This is a genomic window from Parendozoicomonas sp. 209JJ7-1 (genome assembly GCF_058147085.1).
Window position 1 is genome coordinate 84,005 of record NZ_JBYVJU010000004.1, and the last position, 21,185, is coordinate 105,189.

23 protein-coding genes are annotated in these 21,185 nt (G+C 50.5%); 4 read left to right on the forward strand and 19 right to left on the reverse strand.

The genetic code is table 11. From position 1 onward, the window contains the following. Positions 1 to 17 precede the first annotated feature (17 nt). From ACY2RQ_RS05435 to ACY2RQ_RS05450, 4 genes are read right to left on the reverse strand one after another with little or no spacing between them, the layout of a single operon-like run. Positions 18 to 548 carry a pilus assembly protein PilP gene (locus tag ACY2RQ_RS05435; protein ID WP_490111942.1) on the reverse strand — a complete coding sequence of 177 codons (531 nt, stop codon included), beginning with the start codon at positions 546 to 548 and terminating at the stop codon, positions 18 to 20. Further along, complete coding sequence (locus tag ACY2RQ_RS05440; RefSeq protein ID WP_490111943.1) at positions 545 to 1,162, reverse strand: type IV pilus inner membrane component PilO; 618 nt, start codon at positions 1,160 to 1,162, stop codon at positions 545 to 547. Before ACY2RQ_RS05440 ends, ACY2RQ_RS05435 begins: the two co-directional genes overlap by 4 nt. Further along, on the reverse strand, positions 1,159 to 1,725 hold the full coding sequence (locus tag ACY2RQ_RS05445) for a PilN domain-containing protein (protein ID WP_490111944.1): 567 nt from the start codon (positions 1,723 to 1,725) through the stop codon (positions 1,159 to 1,161). Before ACY2RQ_RS05445 ends, ACY2RQ_RS05440 begins: the two co-directional genes overlap by 4 nt. Next, positions 1,725 to 2,789, reverse strand: a complete 1,065-nt coding sequence (locus tag ACY2RQ_RS05450) for a pilus assembly protein PilM (protein ID WP_490111945.1) — start codon at positions 2,787 to 2,789, stop codon at positions 1,725 to 1,727. Before ACY2RQ_RS05450 ends, ACY2RQ_RS05445 begins: the two co-directional genes overlap by 1 nt. A 205-nt stretch (positions 2,790 to 2,994) precedes the next feature. On the opposite strand from ACY2RQ_RS05450, the gene ACY2RQ_RS05455 reads away from it, so the two are divergent. Beyond that, entirely contained in the window at positions 2,995 to 5,430 is a 2,436-nt protein-coding gene (locus ACY2RQ_RS05455) for a penicillin-binding protein 1A (RefSeq protein ID WP_490111946.1), read from the forward strand. 102 nt (positions 5,431 to 5,532) lie between these two features. On the opposite strand, the gene ACY2RQ_RS05460 is transcribed toward ACY2RQ_RS05455, so the two are convergent. Together ACY2RQ_RS05460 and rpmE are read right to left on the reverse strand one after the other, a co-directional pair. Beyond that, positions 5,533 to 6,801, reverse strand: a complete 1,269-nt coding sequence (locus ACY2RQ_RS05460; protein ID WP_490111947.1) for a malic enzyme-like NAD(P)-binding protein — start codon at positions 6,799 to 6,801, stop codon at positions 5,533 to 5,535. A 263-nt stretch (positions 6,802 to 7,064) separates the two neighbouring features. Beyond that, complete coding sequence (gene rpmE, locus ACY2RQ_RS05465; protein WP_490111948.1) at positions 7,065 to 7,283, reverse strand: 50S ribosomal protein L31; 219 nt, start codon at positions 7,281 to 7,283, stop codon at positions 7,065 to 7,067. Positions 7,284 to 7,533: 250 nt separating this feature from the next. On the opposite strand from rpmE, the gene ACY2RQ_RS05470 reads away from it, so the two are divergent. Together ACY2RQ_RS05470 and yghU are read left to right on the forward strand one after the other, a co-directional pair. Further along, positions 7,534 to 9,786 (forward strand): primosomal protein N', encoded by a 2,253-nt coding sequence (locus tag ACY2RQ_RS05470; protein WP_490111949.1) that lies wholly within the window; start codon positions 7,534 to 7,536, stop codon positions 9,784 to 9,786. A gap of 16 nt (positions 9,787 to 9,802) precedes the next feature. After that, entirely contained in the window at positions 9,803 to 10,666 is an 864-nt protein-coding gene (gene yghU / locus ACY2RQ_RS05475; RefSeq protein ID WP_490111950.1) for a glutathione-dependent disulfide-bond oxidoreductase, read from the forward strand. Positions 10,667 to 10,776: 110 nt separating this feature from the next. On the opposite strand, the gene ACY2RQ_RS05480 is transcribed toward yghU, so the two are convergent. From ACY2RQ_RS05480 to ACY2RQ_RS05530, 11 genes are all read right to left on the reverse strand, one after another. Further along, positions 10,777 to 11,487, reverse strand: coding sequence for a 16S rRNA (uracil(1498)-N(3))-methyltransferase (locus ACY2RQ_RS05480; RefSeq protein ID WP_490111951.1), 711 nt, complete (start codon positions 11,485 to 11,487; stop codon positions 10,777 to 10,779). A 46-nt stretch (positions 11,488 to 11,533) separates the two neighbouring features. Then, on the reverse strand, positions 11,534 to 12,319 hold the full coding sequence (gene tatC, locus ACY2RQ_RS05485) for a twin-arginine translocase subunit TatC (RefSeq protein ID WP_490111952.1): 786 nt from the start codon (positions 12,317 to 12,319) through the stop codon (positions 11,534 to 11,536). 11 nt (positions 12,320 to 12,330) lie between these two features. Then, positions 12,331 to 12,804, reverse strand: a complete 474-nt coding sequence (tatB, locus tag ACY2RQ_RS05490) for a Sec-independent protein translocase protein TatB (RefSeq protein WP_490111953.1) — start codon at positions 12,802 to 12,804, stop codon at positions 12,331 to 12,333. Between the two features lie 37 nt (positions 12,805 to 12,841). Next, the gene (gene tatA / locus ACY2RQ_RS05495) at positions 12,842 to 13,075 is read right to left on the reverse strand and encodes a twin-arginine translocase TatA/TatE family subunit (RefSeq protein ID WP_490111954.1); all 234 of its coding nucleotides are present in this window, start codon (positions 13,073 to 13,075) and stop codon (positions 12,842 to 12,844) included. Between the two features lie 28 nt (positions 13,076 to 13,103). Continuing rightward, a complete protein-coding gene (locus ACY2RQ_RS05500) occupies positions 13,104 to 13,439 on the reverse strand; it encodes a histidine triad nucleotide-binding protein (RefSeq protein ID WP_490111955.1) in 336 nt (111 codons plus the stop codon). Positions 13,440 to 13,454: 15 nt separating this feature from the next. Beyond that, positions 13,455 to 13,805 (reverse strand): phosphoribosyl-ATP diphosphatase, encoded by a 351-nt coding sequence (locus tag ACY2RQ_RS05505; protein WP_490111956.1) that lies wholly within the window; start codon positions 13,803 to 13,805, stop codon positions 13,455 to 13,457. Positions 13,806 to 13,856: 51 nt separating this feature from the next. Continuing rightward, positions 13,857 to 14,264, reverse strand: a complete 408-nt coding sequence (gene hisI, locus ACY2RQ_RS05510; protein WP_490111957.1) for a phosphoribosyl-AMP cyclohydrolase — start codon at positions 14,262 to 14,264, stop codon at positions 13,857 to 13,859. A gap of 4 nt (positions 14,265 to 14,268) precedes the next feature. Beyond that, positions 14,269 to 15,888, reverse strand: coding sequence for a ubiquinone biosynthesis regulatory protein kinase UbiB (ubiB, locus tag ACY2RQ_RS05515; RefSeq protein ID WP_490111958.1), 1,620 nt, complete (start codon positions 15,886 to 15,888; stop codon positions 14,269 to 14,271). A gap of 3 nt (positions 15,889 to 15,891) precedes the next feature. Continuing rightward, positions 15,892 to 16,521, reverse strand: coding sequence for a ubiquinone biosynthesis accessory factor UbiJ (locus tag ACY2RQ_RS05520; RefSeq protein ID WP_490111959.1), 630 nt, complete (start codon positions 16,519 to 16,521; stop codon positions 15,892 to 15,894). Between the two features lie 20 nt (positions 16,522 to 16,541). Next, positions 16,542 to 17,300 (reverse strand): bifunctional demethylmenaquinone methyltransferase/2-methoxy-6-polyprenyl-1,4-benzoquinol methylase UbiE, encoded by a 759-nt coding sequence (gene ubiE / locus ACY2RQ_RS05525; RefSeq protein WP_490111960.1) that lies wholly within the window; start codon positions 17,298 to 17,300, stop codon positions 16,542 to 16,544. A gap of 121 nt (positions 17,301 to 17,421) precedes the next feature. Beyond that, positions 17,422 to 17,808 carry a gamma-butyrobetaine hydroxylase family protein gene (locus ACY2RQ_RS05530; protein WP_490111961.1) on the reverse strand — a complete coding sequence of 129 codons (387 nt, stop codon included), beginning with the start codon at positions 17,806 to 17,808 and terminating at the stop codon, positions 17,422 to 17,424. 109 nt (positions 17,809 to 17,917) lie between these two features. Here ACY2RQ_RS05530 and ACY2RQ_RS05535 point away from each other — a divergent pair, with 109 nt between their 5' ends. Further along, positions 17,918 to 19,120 carry an LPS O-antigen chain length determinant protein WzzB gene (locus ACY2RQ_RS05535; protein ID WP_490111962.1) on the forward strand — a complete coding sequence of 401 codons (1,203 nt, stop codon included), beginning with the start codon at positions 17,918 to 17,920 and terminating at the stop codon, positions 19,118 to 19,120. 86 nt (positions 19,121 to 19,206) lie between these two features. Here ACY2RQ_RS05535 and hslU read toward each other — a convergent pair whose 3' ends face one another. Further along, positions 19,207 to 20,541, reverse strand: coding sequence for an ATP-dependent protease ATPase subunit HslU (gene hslU / locus ACY2RQ_RS05540; protein ID WP_490111963.1), 1,335 nt, complete (start codon positions 20,539 to 20,541; stop codon positions 19,207 to 19,209). A 27-nt stretch (positions 20,542 to 20,568) separates the two neighbouring features. Continuing rightward, entirely contained in the window at positions 20,569 to 21,111 is a 543-nt protein-coding gene (hslV, locus tag ACY2RQ_RS05545) for an ATP-dependent protease subunit HslV (protein WP_490111964.1), read from the reverse strand. Positions 21,112 to 21,185: the final 74 nt, after the last annotated feature.

The following is a 21,185-nucleotide window of genomic DNA, read 5'->3' on the forward strand; positions in this document are numbered from 1 at the left end:
CATACATCCTGAAAATATTATTGTTCTTTAAGAGACAAAGTTCTGGGTCTTTCTACCCAGCCGTCCTCGCCGCTTCTGACAATCTCAATCACCTGAACTTCTGAGCTGGTAATACCCACAATACGGCCATGATTACGTCCCATGTAATCCCCAACTTCCACTTTATAAACACCACCATCAGCAGACAGTAATGCATAAAAGCCATTGTCATCACTGATAGTTCCGGCCATCCCGAAAGTGTCAAAAGGGAAGTTTTCCAGATATTGTTTGACCCTGTCCAGGTCCGGCCTGACATCAGAGTCAACACGCTGTCTGCGCTTTACTTCGACCTTGACCGGTCGGTCAAAAGGACTTCTCATCCCTGACGAGCTGTAAGTAAACGCTTCGTAGGGAACGAACTGTGGCAGAGGTTCAATTACCCTCTTAGGACGGGCTCGAACTTCATCCATAAACATGGACAGATCCTGATAATCACTGGTTGTGTCACAACCAGCCAGAAAAGCAGTTCCACTCAGCATCACAGCAAGGAAAAACTTTCTGTTCATCATGTTCCCCCATTATCGTGATAACGATAGGTTCGTGCCTTGATTTCCATATTCAACACACCCGAGCCTTTATCACTTTTAATGGAAAAGTCGTGAAGCGTGACAATACGAGGAAGGCTAGAGACACCACTGACAAATATCCCTATATCGTGGTAATTCCCGCGAACACTGACATTAATGGGCAACTCAACATAGAATTCATGCTTCACTTCAGGCTGCAGACTAATGGAGTTAATAGCAAGCCCGGCTCCCAAGCCGGTATAAGTGATATCCTCCAGCAGTCCAGGGACTTCCGTATCACTGGGCAACTGCTTGATCAGCGCACCAAAAGAAGCCTCCATCTCAACCATCTGGGCCCTGTACGCTTCAAGGTTAGCAGCCAGAAAAGCCTTGGTCTGAAACTGGTTTTTCAATTCACTTTCCTGCCTGACCCCACGCTCCAACTTATCCCCCAGGTCGCTCAGGTGAAAGTAGTAACCGAGAAACAGAACCAGCACAAAAACAAGGATGCAGACGATAACCTTTGCGGGACCAGGCCATGAACCAATATTTTCAAGATCCAGCTCGTTAATATCCAGATTATTCAACCTGGCCAGAGATTCCTGAAATGAACTCATACCCCCGCCTCCTTTTTATTCCCCTGCCCAGGGGCAGACTGCAGTACTGTCAGATCAAAAGTACTGCCTTCTCCATCCTTTAAGGCTTTTACTGCGGTAAGATTTGGACTAGTGAACCAGTCAGATTCATCCAGATGCCGCATCAGGCGGGATATTCGGTTATTGGATTCAGCCACCCCCTGAATACTGATTTTATCGCCTGTCATAGAAAGAGAAGTAAAATAAACCCCATCAGGCAGCTGGCGCACCAACTCATCAAACACTCGAACGATAACCGGACGGTTACCCTGCAGATCCTGAATAACTTTCATCCGGGCTAAAAGCTCGGTTTTCTTTTTCTTCAGTTCATTAATTTCCTTGATTTTGTCATCCATGGTACTGATTTCCCGCTGGATAAACTGATTTCTGGACTGCTGGGCTTCAATTTCAGACTTGAGCATTAAATCACGGGCAAAAATCAGTACCGCAGCAACAGCTACAGTTACCCCAAGACCTACCAGGAAATTTTTCTGTCTTTCCTGACGAAGCTCCTCTCGCCAAGGTAAAAGGTTAATCTTTGCCATCAGTCAAAGCTCCTCATAGCCAGACCGCAGGCAATCATCATTGCCGGGGCATCATTGGTCAGAGCACTGGCATTTACCTTACCTGCTATGGACATTCGGGCAAACGGATTAGCCAGCACACACCGAGCACCTATCTTTTCAGCAATCATATCCGCCAGACCCAGGGTCGACGCGGTACCGCCTGCAAGTACAATACAGTCAATATCATTAAAATGACTGGAGGAATAGAAAAACTGCAGACTGCGGGAAACCTGCTGAACAGCGGCTTCCCGGAAGGGCTCAAGCACCTCAGGTTCATAATCATCCGGCAACTCACCGGTTTTTTTGGCCAGGCCGGCTTCTTCCGGAGACATACCATAGCGACGCTGAATTTCTTCTGTCAGCTGACGCCCGCCAAACAGCTGTTCCCGGGTATAAATTGTTTTTCCGTTTTCGAGAACACTGAGAGTGGTCATGGTGGCACCAAGATCCACAATGGCCACAAGGGGATCATCGTCATCAAGGTCAAGCTGGGGCTCAATCAACTCGTAAGCCCGCTCCATGGCATAAGCTTCAGCATCAACTACACGGGCATTCAAACCAGCCATATTAAGAACAGCTTCACGGTTATCGACATTTTCCTTTCTACAGGCAGCCACCAGAACATCAGCCCGTTCAGGATTACGTTCATTCAGCCCCTGAACCTCAAAATCCAGCGCAACTTCATCGAGAGGGTAAGGGATGTACTGGTCGGCCTCCACGGTAATCTGGCTTTCCATCTCATCATCACTGAGAGACGCGTCCATTTCCATAGTCTTGGTGATCACAGCAGAACCAGCAACAGCTACCGCAGCGTTTTTGAGTGAAGTTCTGGACTTGGCCACCAGCTGTCGAACACTTTCTCCCACAGCCTCAAGCTCATTAATATTTTTCTCAACCACCGCATTGGGTGGCAATGGCTCGACAGCATAGGATTCCACCCGGTACTGGTTCCCATTACGGGAAAGCTCTAGTAATTTGACCGAGGTAGAACTGATATCGACCCCCAGTAACGCACTGGATTTCTTGCTAAACAGCCCTAACACTGGTGTTTGCCCCATATAGTATTTTTTATAGTTGTTTACAACATTGCTCTTATAAACAGAACCATTAAATCGTAGTCTGCGATATATGGCAATTGTATATCAACACCAACTCTCGCTTATAATGGCTCGCTCAGAACGTGACATAGCTACCAAAACCACACTAAATGGTTCATTTATTATATAACTTATGAGTAAAACGGTCAGAGTGATCCGATTCGGTCTATGGTGCAGTTTAGCTGCACTGTGTGGGGCACTGCTCATAGGCAGCAGTGCATATCTGTACCTGAGTCCTGGACTGCCTTCAGTCGACTCTCTGAAAGATGTACGCCTGCAGACTCCGCTGCGGATTTACGCCAGCGACGACGCCCTTATTGCAGAATTCGGGGAAAAACGGCGCTCGCCCGTTAATATTGAGAATGTTCCCCAGAATATGATTAACGCCTTCCTGGCTGCGGAAGATGACCGTTTTTACTCACATAATGGTGTTGATATTACGGGTCTTGTACGGGCATCTGTGCAACTTGTTTCCACAGGACGCATCCAGTCCGGTGGCAGCACAATCACCATGCAGGTAGCCAAAAACTTCTTTCTCAGCCATGAACGGGTTTTCTCCCGTAAGTTCAACGAAATTCTCCTGGCCCTGGAGATTGAACAGGAACTCAGCAAAAGCGAGATTATTGAACTCTACCTGAACAAGATTTATCTGGGGAACCGTTCTTACGGTATCGAGGCCGCTGCACAAGTTTATTACGGCAAGTCCATCAGCGAACTTAACCTCGCCCAGATGGCCATGATCGCCGGACTCCCCAAAGCCCCATCCCGCTACAACCCATTAGCCAATCCCCGTCGCGCAATGATCCGCCGGGATTGGATCCTGGATCGTATGCTTGAGCTTGGCATGATCTCCACTACGGAGCACAAACAAGCCCAAGGGGCACCGGTAACCGCAAGTTATCACGGACTTCCCGTAGAACTTGAAGCACCTTATGCTGCCGAGATGGTTCGCCAGGAAGTACTGAGCCGTTATGGCAGCAACGCCTACACCGATGGTTACGAAGTTTATACGACTATAGACAGCAACCAGCAGAGAGCCGCCAACAGCGCTATTGATAAAGGGCTGCAGGCATACGACGAACGCCATGGATATCGCGGCCCTGAGATGGTTCTTGCAGAAGAGCCGGACAACTGGCAACAAATACTTACCAACACTTCCCGTATCGGCCAGCTGCATCCCGCCATAGTCACCAGCGTTCTTGAGGATTCTGCCGAACTGCTATTCCGGGATGGTACAACCGGAGTTTTAAACTGGGATGGCATGAAATGGGCAAAACCCTATATTGACGTAAACCGCCAGGGCACAACACCAAAATCACCTTCCGATATTTTGGCAGCGGGTCATCTCATTCGTGTTCGCCAACAGGATAATGGCTGGCACCTGAGCCAGATTCCGGAAGCCCAGTCCGCGCTTATCGCTATCAAGCCAGAAGATGGTGCCATCTCAGCCATGGTTGGCGGCTTTAATTTCTATGACAGCAAATATAACCGGGTGACCCAAGCCAGCCGTCAGGTCGGTTCAGCTTTCAAGCCATTTATCTATACGGCAGCCGTCACCAAAGGTGTGACACCCGCCACACTTATTAACGATGCCCCTGTCGTATTTAATGATAGTCAGCTGGAAAGCCACTGGAGACCCGAGAACGACAACCAGAAGTTCTACGGTCCTACCCGCATTCGCCAGGGGCTTTACCGCTCCCGCAACCTGGTTTCTATACGCCTGCTGCAACGCACTGGTATTGATTATACATTGAATGTGCTGGAGCAGCTGGGCCTGCCCCGGGCCAAGCTGCCGGACAACCTTTCACTTTCCCTGGGCAGTGCTGCCCTGACACCTCTGGAACTGGCAACAAGCTATACCGTGCTGGCTAATGGTGGCTTCAGGATTGAGCCTTATATCATTCGTCGCATTGAAAGAATGAATGAAATAGTCATGAAAGCCGATCCCCTGATTGCCTGCCGTGATTGCACTTCGGAAGAGGAGAAATCCGAACCAGAAGAAGCTCAGACCCTCGCTTTGCCGGAAAACGAGAAGCTGGCGGCTCTCACCGAACCACTACCAGAGAAAGCCGAAATCCCTCCAGCACCGAGGCTGGCCCCACGGATTATGGACGCACGGGTCAACTTCATCATGTATGACATGATGAAGGATGTTATTCGCCTGGGTACCGGTCGCCGGGCCAAAGCCCTTGGCCGCTCAGATCTGGCCGGTAAAACCGGAACAACCAATGACCAGCAGGATGTCTGGTTCTCCGGATTCAATCCCGAATTGCAAACCACAGTCTGGATGGGCTTTGACCAGCCCCGCACTCTGGGCCGCTGGGAATATGGCGCAAACGCAGCCCTGCCCATCTGGATTGATTTTATGAAAGAAGCTCTGAAGGATATTCCGGAGAAAAACCTTCCCCAGCCCGATGGCATTGTCACCATGAAGATCAATCCAGCCACTGGGGAACCAGCCCAGCCGGAAGAAGAGAATGCCATCTTTGAAATCTTCCGCGCCGAGAACGCACCGAAAGTACAACCCCGGGACGGCGAACAAAGTGACAGCAGGGAAGAAACATTTAATCCGGGAGATATTTACTAAGGCAGCCCATATTGAGCTGCTCCTTCTCCAACAACTTCTACTTTACCCCCAACAAAAAGCCCTGCTGATAAGCAGGGCTTTTTACATCAGTTACCGGGATAATCAGTAAGCAATGTCATCCATAGATTTCAACGGGTAGTGTGCGGGGTATTCAGCGCAGGCTACACCCGTATCAACCGCTGCTTTTGCGACAGCCGCAGAGACGGCACCCAGCAGACGGGAATCCATAGGCTTGGGAATAATATAGTCACGGCTGAATTCAAGGGATTCCAGACCGTAAGCATCCAGAACTTCCTGGGGAACAGGCTCTTTCGCCAGCTCTTTAAGGGCATAAGCCGCAGCGATCTTCATCTCTTCATTAATGCGGGTCGCGCGAACATCCAGAGCACCACGGAAGATGAACGGGAAGCCCAGAACATTATTGACCTGGTTCGGATAGTCAGAACGGCCAGTGGCCATAATTACGTCCGGACGGGCTTCCATCGCCTTCTCTGGCTTGATTTCGGGGTCAGGGTTGGAGCATGCAAACACAACAGGGTTTTCTGCCATACGTGCCAGTTGCTCGGGAGACAGCAGGTTCGGACCTGACAGCCCCAGGAACACATCTGCGCCCTCAATAGCATCGTCCAGTGTACGACAATCAGTCTCTACAGCGAATGCAGCCTTGTATTCATTCAGGTTGGTACGACCAGAGTGAATCACGCCTTTACTGTCCAGCATCAGGATGTTTTCCGGCTTCATGCCACAGCTGATCAGCAGTTTTGTGCAGGAGATCGCGGCAGCGCCGGCCCCCAGGCAAACCATACGAGCAGTGTCTACAGACTTACCCGCCAGTTCCAGAGCATTCAACATACCGGCAACAGTTACAATCGCAGTACCGTGCTGATCGTCATGGAAAACCGGAATATCACACAAATCAATCAAAGTGCGCTCAATCTCAAAGCACTCAGGTGCCTTGATATCTTCCAGGTTAATTCCACCAAACGTCACGGCAATACGTTTAACTGTGTCGATAAATGCCTGAGGGCTTTCGGATTCCACTTCAAGGTCAATGGAATCAACACCCGCAAAACGTTTAAACAGCAGTGATTTACCTTCCATAACCGGCTTACTGGCCAGCGCGCCCAGATTACCCAGACCAAGGATGGCGGAACCATTACTGATAACCGCAACAAGGTTGCCCTTTGCCGTATATTTATAAGCCAGCTCATTATCACGGGCGATTTCACGTACAGGCTCCGCGACACCAGGGCTGTACGCAAGAGAAAGATCACGGGAGGTCACAGCCGGCTTGGTCAGCTCAACACTGATTTTTCCGGGACGTGGGTTAGCATGATAATCAAGTGCAGCTTGCTTCATATCCTCAGCCATTTGTAATTGCTTCCAGTTTTTTATTGCCTGCCGGGAGGCATGAGAATATCGGAAAGGATGACCGTGCTCAACAGGGCCGCGCATCACAATAAGTAATAAACCCTATTAACAATGGAAATGCCAAACCATTCCCAATAAGAAATAAGCCACTGTCACAAATCAAAATGAATTTGCTTTAGCTTTATATGCTTTTCAACAACGAAGGGGAAAATAACAAGGAGAACAAACGAAAAGAGGCACCGAATAGTGCCTCCTTACAGAACTCAGCCTTTCTTGGTGCTAAGCGTGCCAAAACGCTTGGTGAAGCGGTCGATACGACCACCGGTATCCATAACTTTCTGGGTGCCGGTATAGAAAGGATGGCACTTGGAGCAAACGTCCAGACCGATATCCTTACACAGAGTGGAATTCACCTTGATTACATTACCGCAACTGCAGGTAGCAGTAATCTCTTCGTACTTAGGATGCAGATCCTTTTTCATTGCGCTCAGCCTCTCGCCTGTCCACATACCGCCACCAAAAGCCCGGATAAACCGCCAGCCCCTGGCACCGCATGCCATTAATCGGTAGCACTACCGACAGAAGATCGCGAATAGTAGCAGACCCGATTCCCCGAGCAAAGCCGGAAAACAACCAATACGAAAGGAAAAATAACCCTGTTTGCCCTGTTCCGATAACAGACACCACCATAAAGCACTGGTAAGCTAGAATTTTGCCCGATTTCACAAGGTCATGTCCGATCATCCAGCCGGAATTCTGCGTATCGCCCTGCCCGTGGGGCTTCGACGCCTGTTTGATTATCTCCCCCCAAAACACGGGGGCAGCGGCCAGCTGGTTCCCGGGGTGCGGGTACGGGTACCCTTCCGGAACAAGGAGATTATAGGTGTTCTGATCAGCCTGGAGGTTACCTCAGAGGTTCCGGCCGACAAACTCCGCCCGGTCAGTGCCATTATCGATCACCAGCCAGTACTGCCCGGAAGTCTGATGAAACTGACTCTGTGGACAGCAAATTACTATCACCACTCCCCCGGAGAAACCCTGAGCCAGGCTCTGCCCGCCCTACTGCGCCAGGGCTACGATCTTGGCAAGGAAGTCCACGCCTTCTGGCAGCCCGCCCCCAACCTCGATAACCAGGCCGAACAGGGCCTCGCCAGGGCAAGAGCCCCTCGCCAACAGGAAGCCTGGGCACTGATCAAGCAACATCCGGACGGCGTGTCCGCCGAAGCCCTGCGCAGTATGGGATTCGACAAAGCTCTGCTCAGTAATCTGGAAAAACGGGGACTGATAGAAAGTACAGAGAAAACACCCTCTTTCAGACTTTTTTATGATCATACCCCCCTGCTGAAGTCTTCCCCCCTGGTACTCAACAATGAACAAACCCGGGCTCTGGAGGCCATTACCTGCGAAAATCACCAGTTCAGCACCACCCTTCTACACGGGGTGACCGGCAGCGGCAAAACCGAGGTTTACCTGCAAGCCATTGCCAGCTGTCTGGAGAAGAAACGTCAGGCACTGGTGATGATTCCTGAGATTGGCCTGACCCCGCAGACCCTTGCACGGTTTCGGGAGCGTTTTAATGTACCTGTGGCCGTACTCCATTCCGGCCTGACCGACAGGGAAAGGCTTAATGGCTGGCTGGCCGCCTCCCGTGGCGAGGCAGGTATTATTATTGCCACCCGCTCAGGCATTTTCACGCCAATGCTGGAGCCGGGCATTATTATCGTGGATGAGGAGCACGACCTTTCCTACAAGCAGCAGGACAGTATTCGCTATTCAGCCCGTGATGTGGTCCTCTACCGAGGACGCCTGGAAAATATTCCTGTGGTTCTGGGCAGTGCAACCCCCAGCCTGGAAACACTGCACAACAGCCAGTCCCATAAATTCCGCTACCTCAACCTTCAGCAGAGAGCCGGCACTGCCAAGCCTCCCACCCTGGAGCTGATTGATACCCGCAACCAGAGCCTCCAGGGGGGGCTGGCCCCCACCAGCCTTACGGCTATAAAAGAGACCCTGAAACAGGGCCACCAGGTTCTCGTGTTCCTGAATCGCAGGGGTTACGCCCCCACACTGACCTGTGACCAGTGTGGCTGGCTGATTGACTGTCCAAACTGTGATGCCCATATGACTCTGCACAGGTCTCCCCCACACCTTCACTGCCACCACTGCGACAACCATCAGCCTATTCCCCACATTTGTCCCAACTGTAACAGCCGGGAGTTACGTCCTGTTGGTCAGGGCACAGAGCGGACGGAAGAAATTCTGGACCAGCTGTTTAAACGCACGGAGGTACTGCGTATTGATCGGGATAGCATGCGTAAAAAGCATGCCTTCCAGGAGATGATCGATAAAATCCATAAAGGCAAACCCGTCATTCTGGTGGGTACCCAGATGCTGGCCAAAGGCCATCATTTTCCGGCGGTCACCCTGGTTGTAATTGTGAATGCCGACGCCGGCTTTTTCAGCGCAGACTTTCGAGGAGCGGAAAAAACCGGGCAGCTGATTTTGCAGGTCGCCGGCCGGGCTGGTCGCGCAGAACGACCCGGGCGGGTTCTGATCCAGACCGGCACGCCGGATAATATGCAGCTACAGACGCTTATTCACCGGGGTTACGATGACTTCTCCGGGCAAATTCTCGCCCAGCGTCACGCTATAGGACTGCCGCCGTACAGTAACATTGCCCTTCTATCTGCCGAAGCCCTCCACCCACAACCTCTGGAAGAATTTCTGGGACAATCCGCCCAGTTAGCCAGGGATATTATCAACGGGGAAAACCTTGGTGGTCCGGAAGGTGTAATGGTGATCGGCCCTATGCCCGCTCCCATGGAAAGACGTCAGGGGCGTATGCGCTGGCAGCTGCACTTGCAGTCCCGAAACAGAAAACCTTTACACAACCTGCTTTATCGATTGATTCCTTCTATGGAACAGAATCCACTGGCCCGTAAACTACGGTGGTCTGTTGATATTGACCCACAGGATATGAGTTAAACAAGGATTTATCACTATGTCTGACGATACAGCTTATGTTCCACCTAAAGTCTGGAGATGGGAAAAAGGCAATGGTGGGGTTTGGGGAAACCTGAACCGTCCCGTCGCCGGAGCAACCCATGATAAAGAACGGCCTGTTGGCAAGCATCCATTGCAACTCTATTCCCTGGGCACTCCCAACGGGGTGAAAATCACCATTATGCTGGAAGAGTTACTCGCTCTGGGGATGAAAGAAGCGGAATACGACGCCTGGCTGATAAATATTGGTGAAGGCGAGCAATTTGGCTCCGGCTTTGTAGAAGCTAACCCAAACTCAAAAATCCCGGTACTGATGGATATGAGTACGAAGACGCCTACCAGAGTGTTTGAATCCGGCTCTATCCTGCTTTATCTGGCAGAAAAATTCGGTGCATTTCTCCCCAAAGAGCCTGCCGCCCATACAGAATGCATGAACTGGCTGTTCTGGCAGATAGGTAGCGCCCCCTATCTCGGCGGAGGCTTTGGCCACTTCTATCACTACGCTCCGGAGAAAATCAAGTACGCCATCGACCGTTTTGCCATGGAAACAAAACGACAGCTTGATGTTCTGGACCGCCAGCTGGCCAATAACCGTTATATCGCCGGTGAGGAGTATACGATTGCTGATATGGCCATCTGGCCCTGGTACGGCATTCTGGTTAAAGGCCAGGCCTATGAAGCGGCAGAGTTTCTCGAGACTGCCTCCTATAAACATGTAAACCGCTGGACCGATGAGATTGCAGCACGTCCGGCCGTTATACGTGGACGTATGGTTAACCGCACCTGGGGAGATGAGGACCAGCAATTGCCTGAACGACATTCAGCCAGTGATTTCGACCAGTTAAAAACCAGTGAAGCATGAAAACAGTTCCAGGCATTCCAATCAGGATGCCTGAAACACCTTTAGAAACAAATAGCCCTAAAAGCCTGTTCATGATCTTTCGCTTTCCACGATAAGGTTGTGAGCAGGCTCTAGTCAAAAAGCCTGCCAAGAAGAACAGGAACAGCCGTTTCTACCCGTAGAATCCGCGGACCAAGGTGCACGCATTCAAAGCCATATTCCACCAACCGCTCTACTTCATAGGGAATAAACCCACCCTCAGGACCAATGGCCAGCACCGTCGGCTCATTGACTGCTCGGGGACAAATCTGGTCACTGACAGGGTGCGCTACCAGCTTGCGCATGCCTTCGGACATAGCCGGTAAACGATCTTCCACAAAGGGTTTAAAACGCTTTTCCAGAATCACTTCCGGCAGAACAGTGTCCCTTGCCTGCTCCAGACCGAGTATCAGCTGTTCACGAATAGTCGCAGGCCTTAGCCAAGGGGATTGCCAGAAGCTTTTCTCTACCCGAAAGCTGTTCATCAAAACAACCTTTTTCACCCCCATGGCAGCCAGGGTCTGAAAAGTCCGCTTCAGCATTTTTGGCCGGGGGAGCGCCAGGAGCACGGTAACTGGAATACTCTTCGGTGGAGCACTGGTCAGGGTATACTTCAGTTCCAGCTCGTCCTTTTCAAGACGAACAATACGCCCTTCCCCCATATCACCATTTAACTCACCAACCCTGATGGTATCCCCCACTTCAGACTGATGAACATTCTGCACATGGGCCAGACGGCGTCCGCGAATCAGCGCCCGCCCCGGCCCGATGATATCTTCGGCTTCCAGCAACAAAAGATTCATAACAAAAAAGCCGCCCAGGGGCGGCCCTCCAGATTCAAACGACAGCTTAAGCTTCCTGCTCTTCCCGCTTTTTAGCACTCTTCTCCACAAACCGGGAAAATACAATACCAGCTTCAAACAACAGCCACATGGGAATAGCCAGCAAGGACTGAGAGATAACATCCGGCGGTGTCAGCAGCATGCCGATCACAAAGCAGCCTACGACAATGTATGGGCGCTTGCTTTTCAGACTCTTAACCGAGGTGATACCGGAGGCCACCAGCAGCACCGTTGCCACAGGAATTTCAAAGGCTACGCCAAAGGCAAAAAACATCTTCAGAACAAAATCCAGGTAACGATTTATATCCGTCATAATCGCTACACCTTCCGGCCCGGCACTGGTAAAGAACCCAAATACCAGTGGGAACACCACATAGTAGGCAAAGGCGGCACCGGCATAGAACAACAGTACGCTGGATATCAGAAGAGGAATCGCCAGCCTTTTCTCATGGCGGTATAACCCGGGAGAAATAAACGCCCAAGCCTGGTGGAGAATAAACGGCACGCTTAGAAATATAGAGATAATCAACGTCAGCTTGAACGGCGTCAGAAACGGTGAGGCCACTTCCGTGGCGATCATGGTCGCACCTTCTGGCAGATACGCCCGCAGCGGTTGGGACACAAAAGCGTAAATATCGTTGGCGAAATAAAACAGGCACAAGAAAATGGCCAGTATAACGCCGACAGCCTTCAAAATACGGTTACGCAGCTCAAGAAGGTGCTGTACCAGGGGCTGTCCGGTATCGTTTTCAGGCTCCTGGCCTGGGGATTCCTGTTGTTGGTTGCTACTCATCAAACATTCTTTCAGGAGGATTTATCTGCGGAGTGGGAAGCAGCGCCCTGTTCCACCTGTTCAGACAGCGAACCGGATTCTTTCCGTTCAGAAGCACTCGGCTCAGAAACCTTCTCTTCAGAAATTGCCTGTCCAGGGGCATCATCGCTCTCACGGCTCTTACTTTGAGCGGGAGAACTGTCACTGCTTTTCATCATACTTTCAACCGGAGAGTTCAGGGTCTCTTTTATATCCCCCATATCTTTCTCCAGCTCTTCACGCGTCTTTTTCAATTCATCCATAACCGAAGCATTATGAATTTCCCGCCGAATCTCGTCGGCATTAATTTCACGCTCAATTTCAGTACGGATGTTATTAAAACTGCGCTTGATGCGGGCAATCCACACCGCAGTCACCTTGATGGCATGAGGCAGGCGCTCCGGACCCAACACCACCAGGGCAATTACCGCAATAATCAGCAGTTCCAGAAAACCAATATCAAACACTACAGGCTTCCATCTATAGAGCGGTTAACAACAGGAATCACTTCTTTTCCTGCTCGGCTTTTTGTCCTTCAGTTTCACGAAACTGCGCGTCTTCGCTTTTCAGTTTCTGGGGCTCGGAAGGCTCTTCTTTGGCTTCATCGCCCCCCATGGCCTTGCGGAAACCCTTCACGGCATTACCCAGGTCACCGCCAATATTGCGCAGACGCTTGGTGCCAAACAGAAGGATCAGAATAGCCAGAACAATCAACAGCTGTGGAATACTGATACCCATAAAATACTCCCTTTCAAATCATTATTAATTACAGGGGGTGTAATTCACCGCCACCGAGAATATGAAAATGCAGGTGAAAAACCTCCTGCCCTCCCCCTTTGCCGGTATTGGCAATGGTACGATAGCCCTCATTTAACCCTTGTTGCCTGGCTACTTTTGGCACAGTCAGCATCAGGTGGCTGATCAAATCACGGTCATTTTCACTGAGATCATTGAGATTGGCAACATGCCTGCGGGGAATGACAAGAAGATGGACCGGAGCCTTGGGCTGTACATCCCGAAACGCCAGACAGTGTTCATCTTCATAAACAATATCTGCCGGGATATCACCCTGCTCGATCTTACAGAAAATACAGTCTGTCATCGTTTTCTGTCCTGCTCAGAAGGACCCCTTGGGCCCTGAAGACGCTCGCGAGGCTTTTTCCTCAAGCCCCGACAAACCAAACCGGCCGGCCAGCTCGTCCAGCACCGCATCCGGCCCGGTACCCAGTTCAGCCAGCATCACCATGGAATGAAACCATAGATCCGCCGTTTCATAGATAACATCACCCACATCCCCGCTCTGTTCAGCATCTTTGGCCGCCAGAATGGTTTCTATGGACTCTTCACCAACCTTTTCCAGAATTTTATTGAGACCTTCCTTATAGAGACCGGCCACGTAAGAGGTATCCGGATGCTCCCCTTTGCGCTGCTCCAGAACCAGTGCCAGCTGGCCAAGTATATCGCTCATTTCTACCCCAGTATCTCAAATCCGTCCAGGCAAACTGCCGTCCGGCTCTGTTTATTCTGCATCCGGTTGGTAAATATCATCCGGCGATTTCACCACCGGTTCAACATCCCGCCAGCAGATAGTATCACCTGACTGCAGTTGCTTGAAGAAACAGTGTTCCCGGCCAGTATGACAGGCAATACCACCATGCTGACGCACCCTTAGCAACAGTGTGTCGCTATCACAATCCAGGCGCAGGTCCACCACTTCCTGAGTATGCCCGGATGTCTCACCCTTGCGCCAGAGTTTACCCCGGGAACGTGACCAATAGATTGCATGGCCTTCACGGATAGTCGCTTCCAGGGAGTCCCGGTTCATCCAGGCCATCATCAACACTTTACCGGTATCCACATCCTGGGCAATAGTGGGGCACAGTCCGTCACTGTTCCAGACTACTTCATTTAACCAGCTGTTGGACATATCACTACCCTCTTGATTCTGAACCGGGCAGACTGAGCAGATAACCACCCGCAGCCCCCAGTAATAATGGTGCCCAACCCTGAACATTCAGCCCTTCGGGCTGCCAAACCAATACGACCGCACCGGCCAGGGCCGCAAAACCAACAAAACGGGTTATTTTACTCTTTTCAGACTGGCTGTAATCCTTGGCGCAGGTCTCCGGCTTCTGCCGGGAACTCAGGGATTGAATATCCTCCAGCATCCGGTGGGCCAACATCGGTGCCTGTTCTATCAGCTCGGGCATATTATGGTGAATACGTTTCATCACTCCGACCGGAGCCACTCTATCTTTCATCCACTCCTCAAGAAATGGCTGAGCAGTGGCCCACAGGTCCAGCTTCGGATAGAGTTGTCGGCCCAAACCTTCGATATTCAGCAGGGTTTTCTGCAGCAGGACGAGCTGGGGCTGAACTTCCATATTGAACCGACGTGCAACCTGAAACAGATTCAACAGCACCATGCCAAAAGAGATTTCCGACAGGGGTTTTTCAAAGATGGGTTCACAGACGGTACGAATAGCTCCTTCCAGCTCATTAACCCGGGTACTGGCAGGCACCCAGCCAGAATCAATATGCAGTCTGGCCACCATACGGTAATCCCTGCGGAAAAACGCCAGCAGATTTCGGGCCAGGTAACTCTGATCTTCAGGGGTCAGGGAGCCAACAATACCGCAGTCAATACCGATGTATTGAGGGTCAGCAGGGTTACGACGGGAAACAAAAATATTGCCCGGATGCATATCCGCATGGAAGAAGCTGTCCCGGAACACCTGGATGAAAAAGGTTTCCACCCCGCGTTCCGCCAGCAGCTTCATGTCCGTACCCTGGGCTTTCAGTTCTGCTATATCTGTTACCGGAACACCGTCAATACGCTCCATTACCATAACGCTGGTGCGGGTAAAGTCCCAGTAGATACGGGGAATATAAAGAAGGTGGGACTCAAGGAAATTACGGCGGAGCTGGGAAGCATTGGCCGCTTCCCTCTGAAGATTCAGTTCATCCAAAATGGTGCTCTCATAATCCGCAACAACCTCAACCGGGCGCAGGCGGCGACCATCCTCCGTGAGCCGAACCACTCTGGCCAGAAGGTAGAGCAGGCCAATATCCTTACGGATAACCTTATCAATCCCCGGACGAATCACCTTTACAACAACGCTGTCGCCATTTTCCAGTGCTGCGCCATGAACCTGGGCAACGGAGGCGGAAGCCATAGGCTCCCGGTCAAATTCCCGGAACAATTGATCAACGGATTGCCCAAGACTTTTCTCTATTATGGCAACGGCCTGATCACTGCCAAAAGCGGGAACCTTGTCCTGCAACTGGGCCAGCTCATCGACAATATCATCGGGCAGAAGATCCCTGCGGGTGGATACAATCTGGCCAAACTTTACAAAGACAGGGCCAAGATCCGTCAACGCCATACGCAGGCGGGCACCCCGTGAAGACGAATGCCTTATCCAGCGCCAAGGCAGGCAACGCAGTATCACTCTGCCATACCAGGGCAGATGATCCGGATTGATCAGATTATCAAGGCGATAACGGGCAACGACCCCAAGAATGGTAAAAATGCGAAACAGCCTGTGCACGCGTTAGCCTCTTCCCTGCATTTTATACATATGTTTTCTCTTCAGCAGAACATCAACCCGAATGGCCAACTGCTCTGCATTATTCGTCAAAACCGCGAGGTCTTCGGAGAAAGCATCAACTTCTCCGGAAGGGGGAAGAAAGCGAAGCTCTTCCTGCAGATATTCGGACAGGTTTTCTCTAACAATCTGAGATGTTCTTTTGCCTGTCCTCTGCCCCTGCCGAAACAGTGAACCAAGAGGATGGGCCACAACACCACCAGTGTACTCCGCCAGCAGGGCTTCCCAGTCAAACTCAGAATCCCGGAAAATAGTGGCTGTCATCTCTACAAGGCCGAAGTCCCCGTCACAGGAAACATCCCCATTTTTTATATGTTCCTTCAAACTCTCTGATCTGGCCAGATTCAGCAGACTCAGGGCAGAACCACTTAAGCTGCAATCCGGCTCCTGCTCACAGACACTTAAAACAGAAGGTCGCTCACCGAAGCGAATAAACAACTCAACGGAAGGTGCAGAGCAGCAAACTTTCAGTATGCGCCCATCCAGATCCGCCAGTTTATGTGCGGTGACGGCATCCAGCTGAAGAATCTGCTGCACAGCTTTTTCCATAGCCATACGGGCAGCAATCGATGCCATGGAAGCCCCCGGCAGGGCTGTCATGGCTTAATGCCTTTATGGAGCGCCACAACACCACCGGTCAGATTATGGTAACCGGTATTTACAAAACCGGCTTGCTTCATCATCCCTTCCAGAGTCTCCTGGTCGGGATGCATGCGGATGGATTCTGCCAAATAGCGGTAACTGTCGGCATCATTGGTAACCAGCTTACCCATTAAAGGCAGAGCCGTGAACGAATAGGCATCGTAGGCTTTAGCCAGCAGAGGATTACCGGGTTTGGAGAATTCCAGAATCAGCACACGACCTCCAGGGCGCAACACTCGGAGCATGGAACGAATAGCCGCATCCTTATCGGTAACATTTCTCAGGCCAAAGGCGATAGTGATCAGATCAAAAGTGTTATCCGCAAAGGGCAAGCACTCGGCATTGGCCTGGACATACTCCACATTACCAACTGCCCCTTCATCGGTAAGCTTGTCCCGGCCTACCGCCAGCATAGAGGCATTGATATCCGCCAGAATCACCTGCCCGGTGGAGCCCACCAACTCTGAGAACTTCAATGCCAGATCTCCGGTACCACCGGCAATATCCAACACCTTCTGGCCAGGGCGCACGGCGCTCATTTCCAGGGTAAACCGCTTCCACAGCCTGTGAATACCCATGGACATAAGGTCATTCATCAGGTCATAACGACCGGCTACGGAATGAAAAACATCAGCGACAAGCTTTTCCTTGTCTTGGCTATCGACGGTTTTGTAACCGAAATGGGTTTTGTCCCCGGTGCTGTTTTCGCTCATCGCGTTTTATTGCCACAACCTGACTGCAGGAGGCCTATTCTATCCTCGGAAAGCTGCCACGACTAGGCGGTATTTTCTTCGCTATATCCGGATAGTGTTACAGCAGTTATAGGAGCATGATCTACAGTATGATTTTTACCACACTTTCATCAGGATCACGGGAGGCTCCAGCCCGCTCAAGCTGGTTCAGGTAATCCTGCCACCAGATTTCCTGGTTATCACACAGTTCCTTCAGGTATTCCCAGGAGTAGATACCGGAATCGTGGCCATCGTCAAACACCAGCTTCAGGCCGTAGTTGCCTACGGGGTCAATTGCTGTGATGGAAACATTCTTTTTGCCGGTTTGAAGGACTTCCTGACCTTTGCCGTGGCCGCGGACTTCTGCTGAAGGACTATAGACACGGAGGTACTCGCAGGGGAGGCTACAGGAGACTTCTTCAGTATATTTGAGGTAAAGGACCCGCAGTTTTTTACGTACATTAATCCCTATTGGAATATTCAGGCTCATCAATACAACCCTGCTCTCGCTAAATCAGAGCAACATTCATATTCGGTGCTGCTTAAGTCAAGCATTATTAGTAGAATACTGGACTTTCACTCTACACTTCAAATTTTCGATGAACACTACAAACCATCAAATATATCACTACAACCAGCCTGATAATGAAATTGATCTCTTTGAACTAATAGAGAAATTGTGGTCACGCAGGTTATCTATCATTGCAGTTACAACAATAGTCACTTTAATTGCGACAGCCGCAGCCTTCATTATTCCCCCAACATGGAAAACAGAAACCCGTGCGTATATGAGTTCTTCTGCCAACTTCACACCATTAAATAGTATCTACCAACAAATATCTTCAGAAGCACCTCTGCCACAAGACAGAAACGCCATAACCCAGATTTCCGGAGAAAATGCCTATTTTTTGTACTACCGAGTACTTACATCGCCATCAACCCAGCGATTGGTATTTGAACAAAGCGGTCTTGCAAAGCAAGCATCGGAGAACAAACCAGAAGGGAAATCGGCAGAACAGGCCCAAAGTACAGCGTTTGAAGCGTTTCAAAAAAACCTTAGCATCAACAATTCCGATCAGAAAAAAGACGGTGCCAACTATATAACTGTCGGCTTCTCTTCAAATGACCAAAACTTTTCAGCCCGTTTAATAAATGACTACCTCCTTCCTATTACCAGAGAAAAGACTATCCAGATTCTGGAGAGCGACCTTTTATCCGCAGTCACTCAGGCTCGCCATGATATTCAGCAATCTATTTATTTTCACGAGAATGAATTTCTTGCAAAACAGAAGATTGAAACATTACGCCTTAACGAGGCTCTCGCCATAGCCAAAGCTGGCGGAATAAAAAAGCCTTTGACACAGAACCTCTCATCTCAGAAAAATGACTCTTTATTCCTTTTAGGCTCCGATATTATTGAAGCCCGATTAAAAATACAAAAAGATCGCCTGCAAAACTACCAGTTCCTTACTCACCCAAATAGCGACCAAAATAAGCCCTTGCTTCCCGAGGTATTCCCCCTGCAGTTGCAACTTCAGAGCTTAAATGTCCTCAATTTTATAAATGGAAAAGTAAAACCTGTCACTATCGATGAAGCGGCCCTTGTTCCCGTATCTCCGATAAAACCCAAGAAAAAGCTAATCATCGCTCTAGGTTTTGTCCTTGGCGGTATGCTCGGAGTGTTTATCACCCTGATCCAAATCGCCATTGCCAACCGTAAAGAAAAGCAACACATGGTTATTGACACTCTTCAGCATTCTGACACGTCAATACCCCAGCCATCCCCCGAAGCATTAAAATAACTTTGCTCAATACAAATAAAAATCCCCGGTTTCAGGCCCGGGGATTTTTTAAGAGTTAAAGCTTGTTTTTAAGAGTTAAAGCTTGATCAGAGAATATACCGACTTAAATCCTCATCCTGTACCAGATCTCCCAAGGAACTGGTGACATAAACTGCGTCAATCTTCACAGTTTCACCGGTCTCTGCCATATCCGCCGCAGCGAAGGAAATCTCTTCCAGCAAACGCTCCATAACCGTGTGCAGACGACGGGCACCGATATTTTCAGTACGCTCATTCACCTGCCAGGCAACTTCTGCCACCTTGGTTAAGCCATCAGCGGTAAATTCAATATCCAGCCCTTCGGTTTTCATCAGGGCCTTGTACTGCTCAGTCAGGGCCGCGTTGGGTTCTGTCAGGATACGCTCAAAATCCTGAACGCTGAGAGCTTTCAGTTCTACGCGAATGGGTAGACGCCCCTGGAGTTCGGGAATCAGATCCGAAGGTTTGGAGAGATGGAAAGCACCGGATGCGATAAACAGGATATGATCAGTTTTGATCATGCCGTACTTGGTGTTAACCGTACAGCCTTCAATCAGGGGCAGCAGGTCACGCTGAACACCTTCACGGGAAACATCGGCATTGCTGGTTCCGGCACGCTTGGCGACCTTATCAATCTCATCGAGGAAGACAATACCGTTCTCTTCTACGGCCTGAATGGCTTTCACCTTCAGCTCTTCTTCGTTCACCAGTTTGCCGGCTTCTTCATCCTGTACCAACTTGAGGGCATCTTTGACCTTCAGCTTGCGGGACTGCTTTCGGCCGGTGTTCATATTGGAGAACATATTCTGGAGCTGACTGGTCATCTCCTCCATACCGGGAGGCGCCATAATCTCTACGCCAACCTTGGTTTCCTGGACATCAATCTCAATTTCTTTGTCGTCCAGCTGGCCTTCCCGCAGTTTCTTGCGGAAAATCTGGCGGGTACCACTGTCTTCTTTAGGAGCACTGTCTTCGGAAAAGTTACGGGGAGGAGGCAGCAGAGCGTCGAGAATACGGTCTTCCGCCGCATCCAGGGCACGGTCTTTTACCTTACCCATTTCCTGTTCGCGCAACATTTTAATAGCTGCGTCCATAAGATCACGGATGATGGATTCCACATCCCGGCCAACATAACCAACTTCGGTAAACTTGGTGGCTTCCACCTTCATAAAGGGCGCGTTAGCCAGGCGGGCCAGACGACGGGCCACTTCTGTTTTACCCACCCCGGTGGGGCCGATCATCAGAATATTCTTGGGGCTTATTTCATTGCGCAGGTCTGCGTCAACCTGCATTCTCCGCCAGCGATTGCGCAGTGCGATGGCAACCGCACGCTTGGCTTCGTCCTGGCCGATAATATGTTTGTCCAGCTCGTGGACAATTTCGCGGGGAGTCTTCTGTGACATGATGTTACGTCTCAGGGCTAGCGGCGATTACTCGCTGTCCAGCTCCTCAATTGTTCGGGAATGATTGGTGTAAACGCAGATATCGCCGGCAATATTCAGGCTTTTCTCGACAATATCCAGAGCGGGCAGCTCAGTATTTTCAGCCAGGGCAATGGCTGCGGATCGGGCAAAGTTACTGCCGGAACCAATGGCCAGAATGCCATCTACCGGCTCCATCACATCACCATTACCGGTAATAATCAGGGACGCTTTTTTGTCCGCTACAATCAGCATGGCTTCCAGACGCTGGAGAGTACGGTCCGTACGCCATTCTTTAGCCAGTTCTACCGCAGAGCGCACCAGCTGGCCCTGATGCTTTTCCAGCTGGGCTTCAAAACGTTCAAACAGGGTAAAAGCGTCGGCAGTGCCACCGGCAAATCCGGCGATAACGTTGCCATTATAGAGGCGGCGCACTTTGCGGGCATTCCCCTTAATAACCGTATCGCCAAGGGAAACCTGACCATCACCACCGATTACTACTTTTCCACCACGACGCACCGAAAGAATGGTCGTACCTCTGAACTGTTCCAAGGAAAACTCCTGCATATATGCATATCTGGTTAGAGATATGGGGGGAGACGGAGAGGATTTCAAGGAAGGAAAAG

What these genes read in the sequence shown, in the direction of transcription:
- ACY2RQ_RS05460 (WP_490111947.1), bottom strand. Translation starts at nt 6,801, where the DNA reads ATGGCTGAGGATATGAAGCAAGCTGCACTTGATTATCATGCTAACCCA.
- ACY2RQ_RS05520 (WP_490111959.1), bottom strand. Translation starts at nt 16,521, where the DNA reads ATGGCATCGATTGCTGCCCGTATGGCTATGGAAAAAGCTGTGCAGCAG.
- ACY2RQ_RS05535 (WP_490111962.1), top strand. Translation starts at nt 17,918, where the DNA reads ATGAACACTACAAACCATCAAATATATCACTACAACCAGCCTGATAAT.
- ACY2RQ_RS05470 (WP_490111949.1), top strand. Translation starts at nt 7,534, where the DNA reads ATGTCCGATCATCCAGCCGGAATTCTGCGTATCGCCCTGCCCGTGGGG.
- tatA (WP_490111954.1), bottom strand. Translation starts at nt 13,075, where the DNA reads ATGGGTATCAGTATTCCACAGCTGTTGATTGTTCTGGCTATTCTGATC.
- hisI (WP_490111957.1), bottom strand. Translation starts at nt 14,264, where the DNA reads ATGTCCAACAGCTGGTTAAATGAAGTAGTCTGGAACAGTGACGGACTG.
- ACY2RQ_RS05440 (WP_490111943.1), bottom strand. Translation starts at nt 1,162, where the DNA reads ATGAGTTCATTTCAGGAATCTCTGGCCAGGTTGAATAATCTGGATATT.
- hslU (WP_490111963.1), bottom strand. Translation starts at nt 20,541, where the DNA reads ATGTCACAGAAGACTCCCCGCGAAATTGTCCACGAGCTGGACAAACAT.
- ACY2RQ_RS05480 (WP_490111951.1), bottom strand. Translation starts at nt 11,487, where the DNA reads ATGAATCTTTTGTTGCTGGAAGCCGAAGATATCATCGGGCCGGGGCGG.
- ACY2RQ_RS05505 (WP_490111956.1), bottom strand. Translation starts at nt 13,805, where the DNA reads ATGAGCGATATACTTGGCCAGCTGGCACTGGTTCTGGAGCAGCGCAAA.
- rpmE (WP_490111948.1), bottom strand. Translation starts at nt 7,283, where the DNA reads ATGAAAAAGGATCTGCATCCTAAGTACGAAGAGATTACTGCTACCTGC.
- ACY2RQ_RS05445 (WP_490111944.1), bottom strand. Translation starts at nt 1,725, where the DNA reads ATGGCAAAGATTAACCTTTTACCTTGGCGAGAGGAGCTTCGTCAGGAA.
- ACY2RQ_RS05530 (WP_490111961.1), bottom strand. Translation starts at nt 17,808, where the DNA reads ATGAGCCTGAATATTCCAATAGGGATTAATGTACGTAAAAAACTGCGG.
- yghU (WP_490111950.1), top strand. Translation starts at nt 9,803, where the DNA reads ATGTCTGACGATACAGCTTATGTTCCACCTAAAGTCTGGAGATGGGAA.
- tatC (WP_490111952.1), bottom strand. Translation starts at nt 12,319, where the DNA reads ATGAGTAGCAACCAACAACAGGAATCCCCAGGCCAGGAGCCTGAAAAC.
- ubiE (WP_490111960.1), bottom strand. Translation starts at nt 17,300, where the DNA reads ATGAGCGAAAACAGCACCGGGGACAAAACCCATTTCGGTTACAAAACC.
- ACY2RQ_RS05500 (WP_490111955.1), bottom strand. Translation starts at nt 13,439, where the DNA reads ATGACAGACTGTATTTTCTGTAAGATCGAGCAGGGTGATATCCCGGCA.
- ACY2RQ_RS05435 (WP_490111942.1), bottom strand. Translation starts at nt 548, where the DNA reads ATGATGAACAGAAAGTTTTTCCTTGCTGTGATGCTGAGTGGAACTGCT.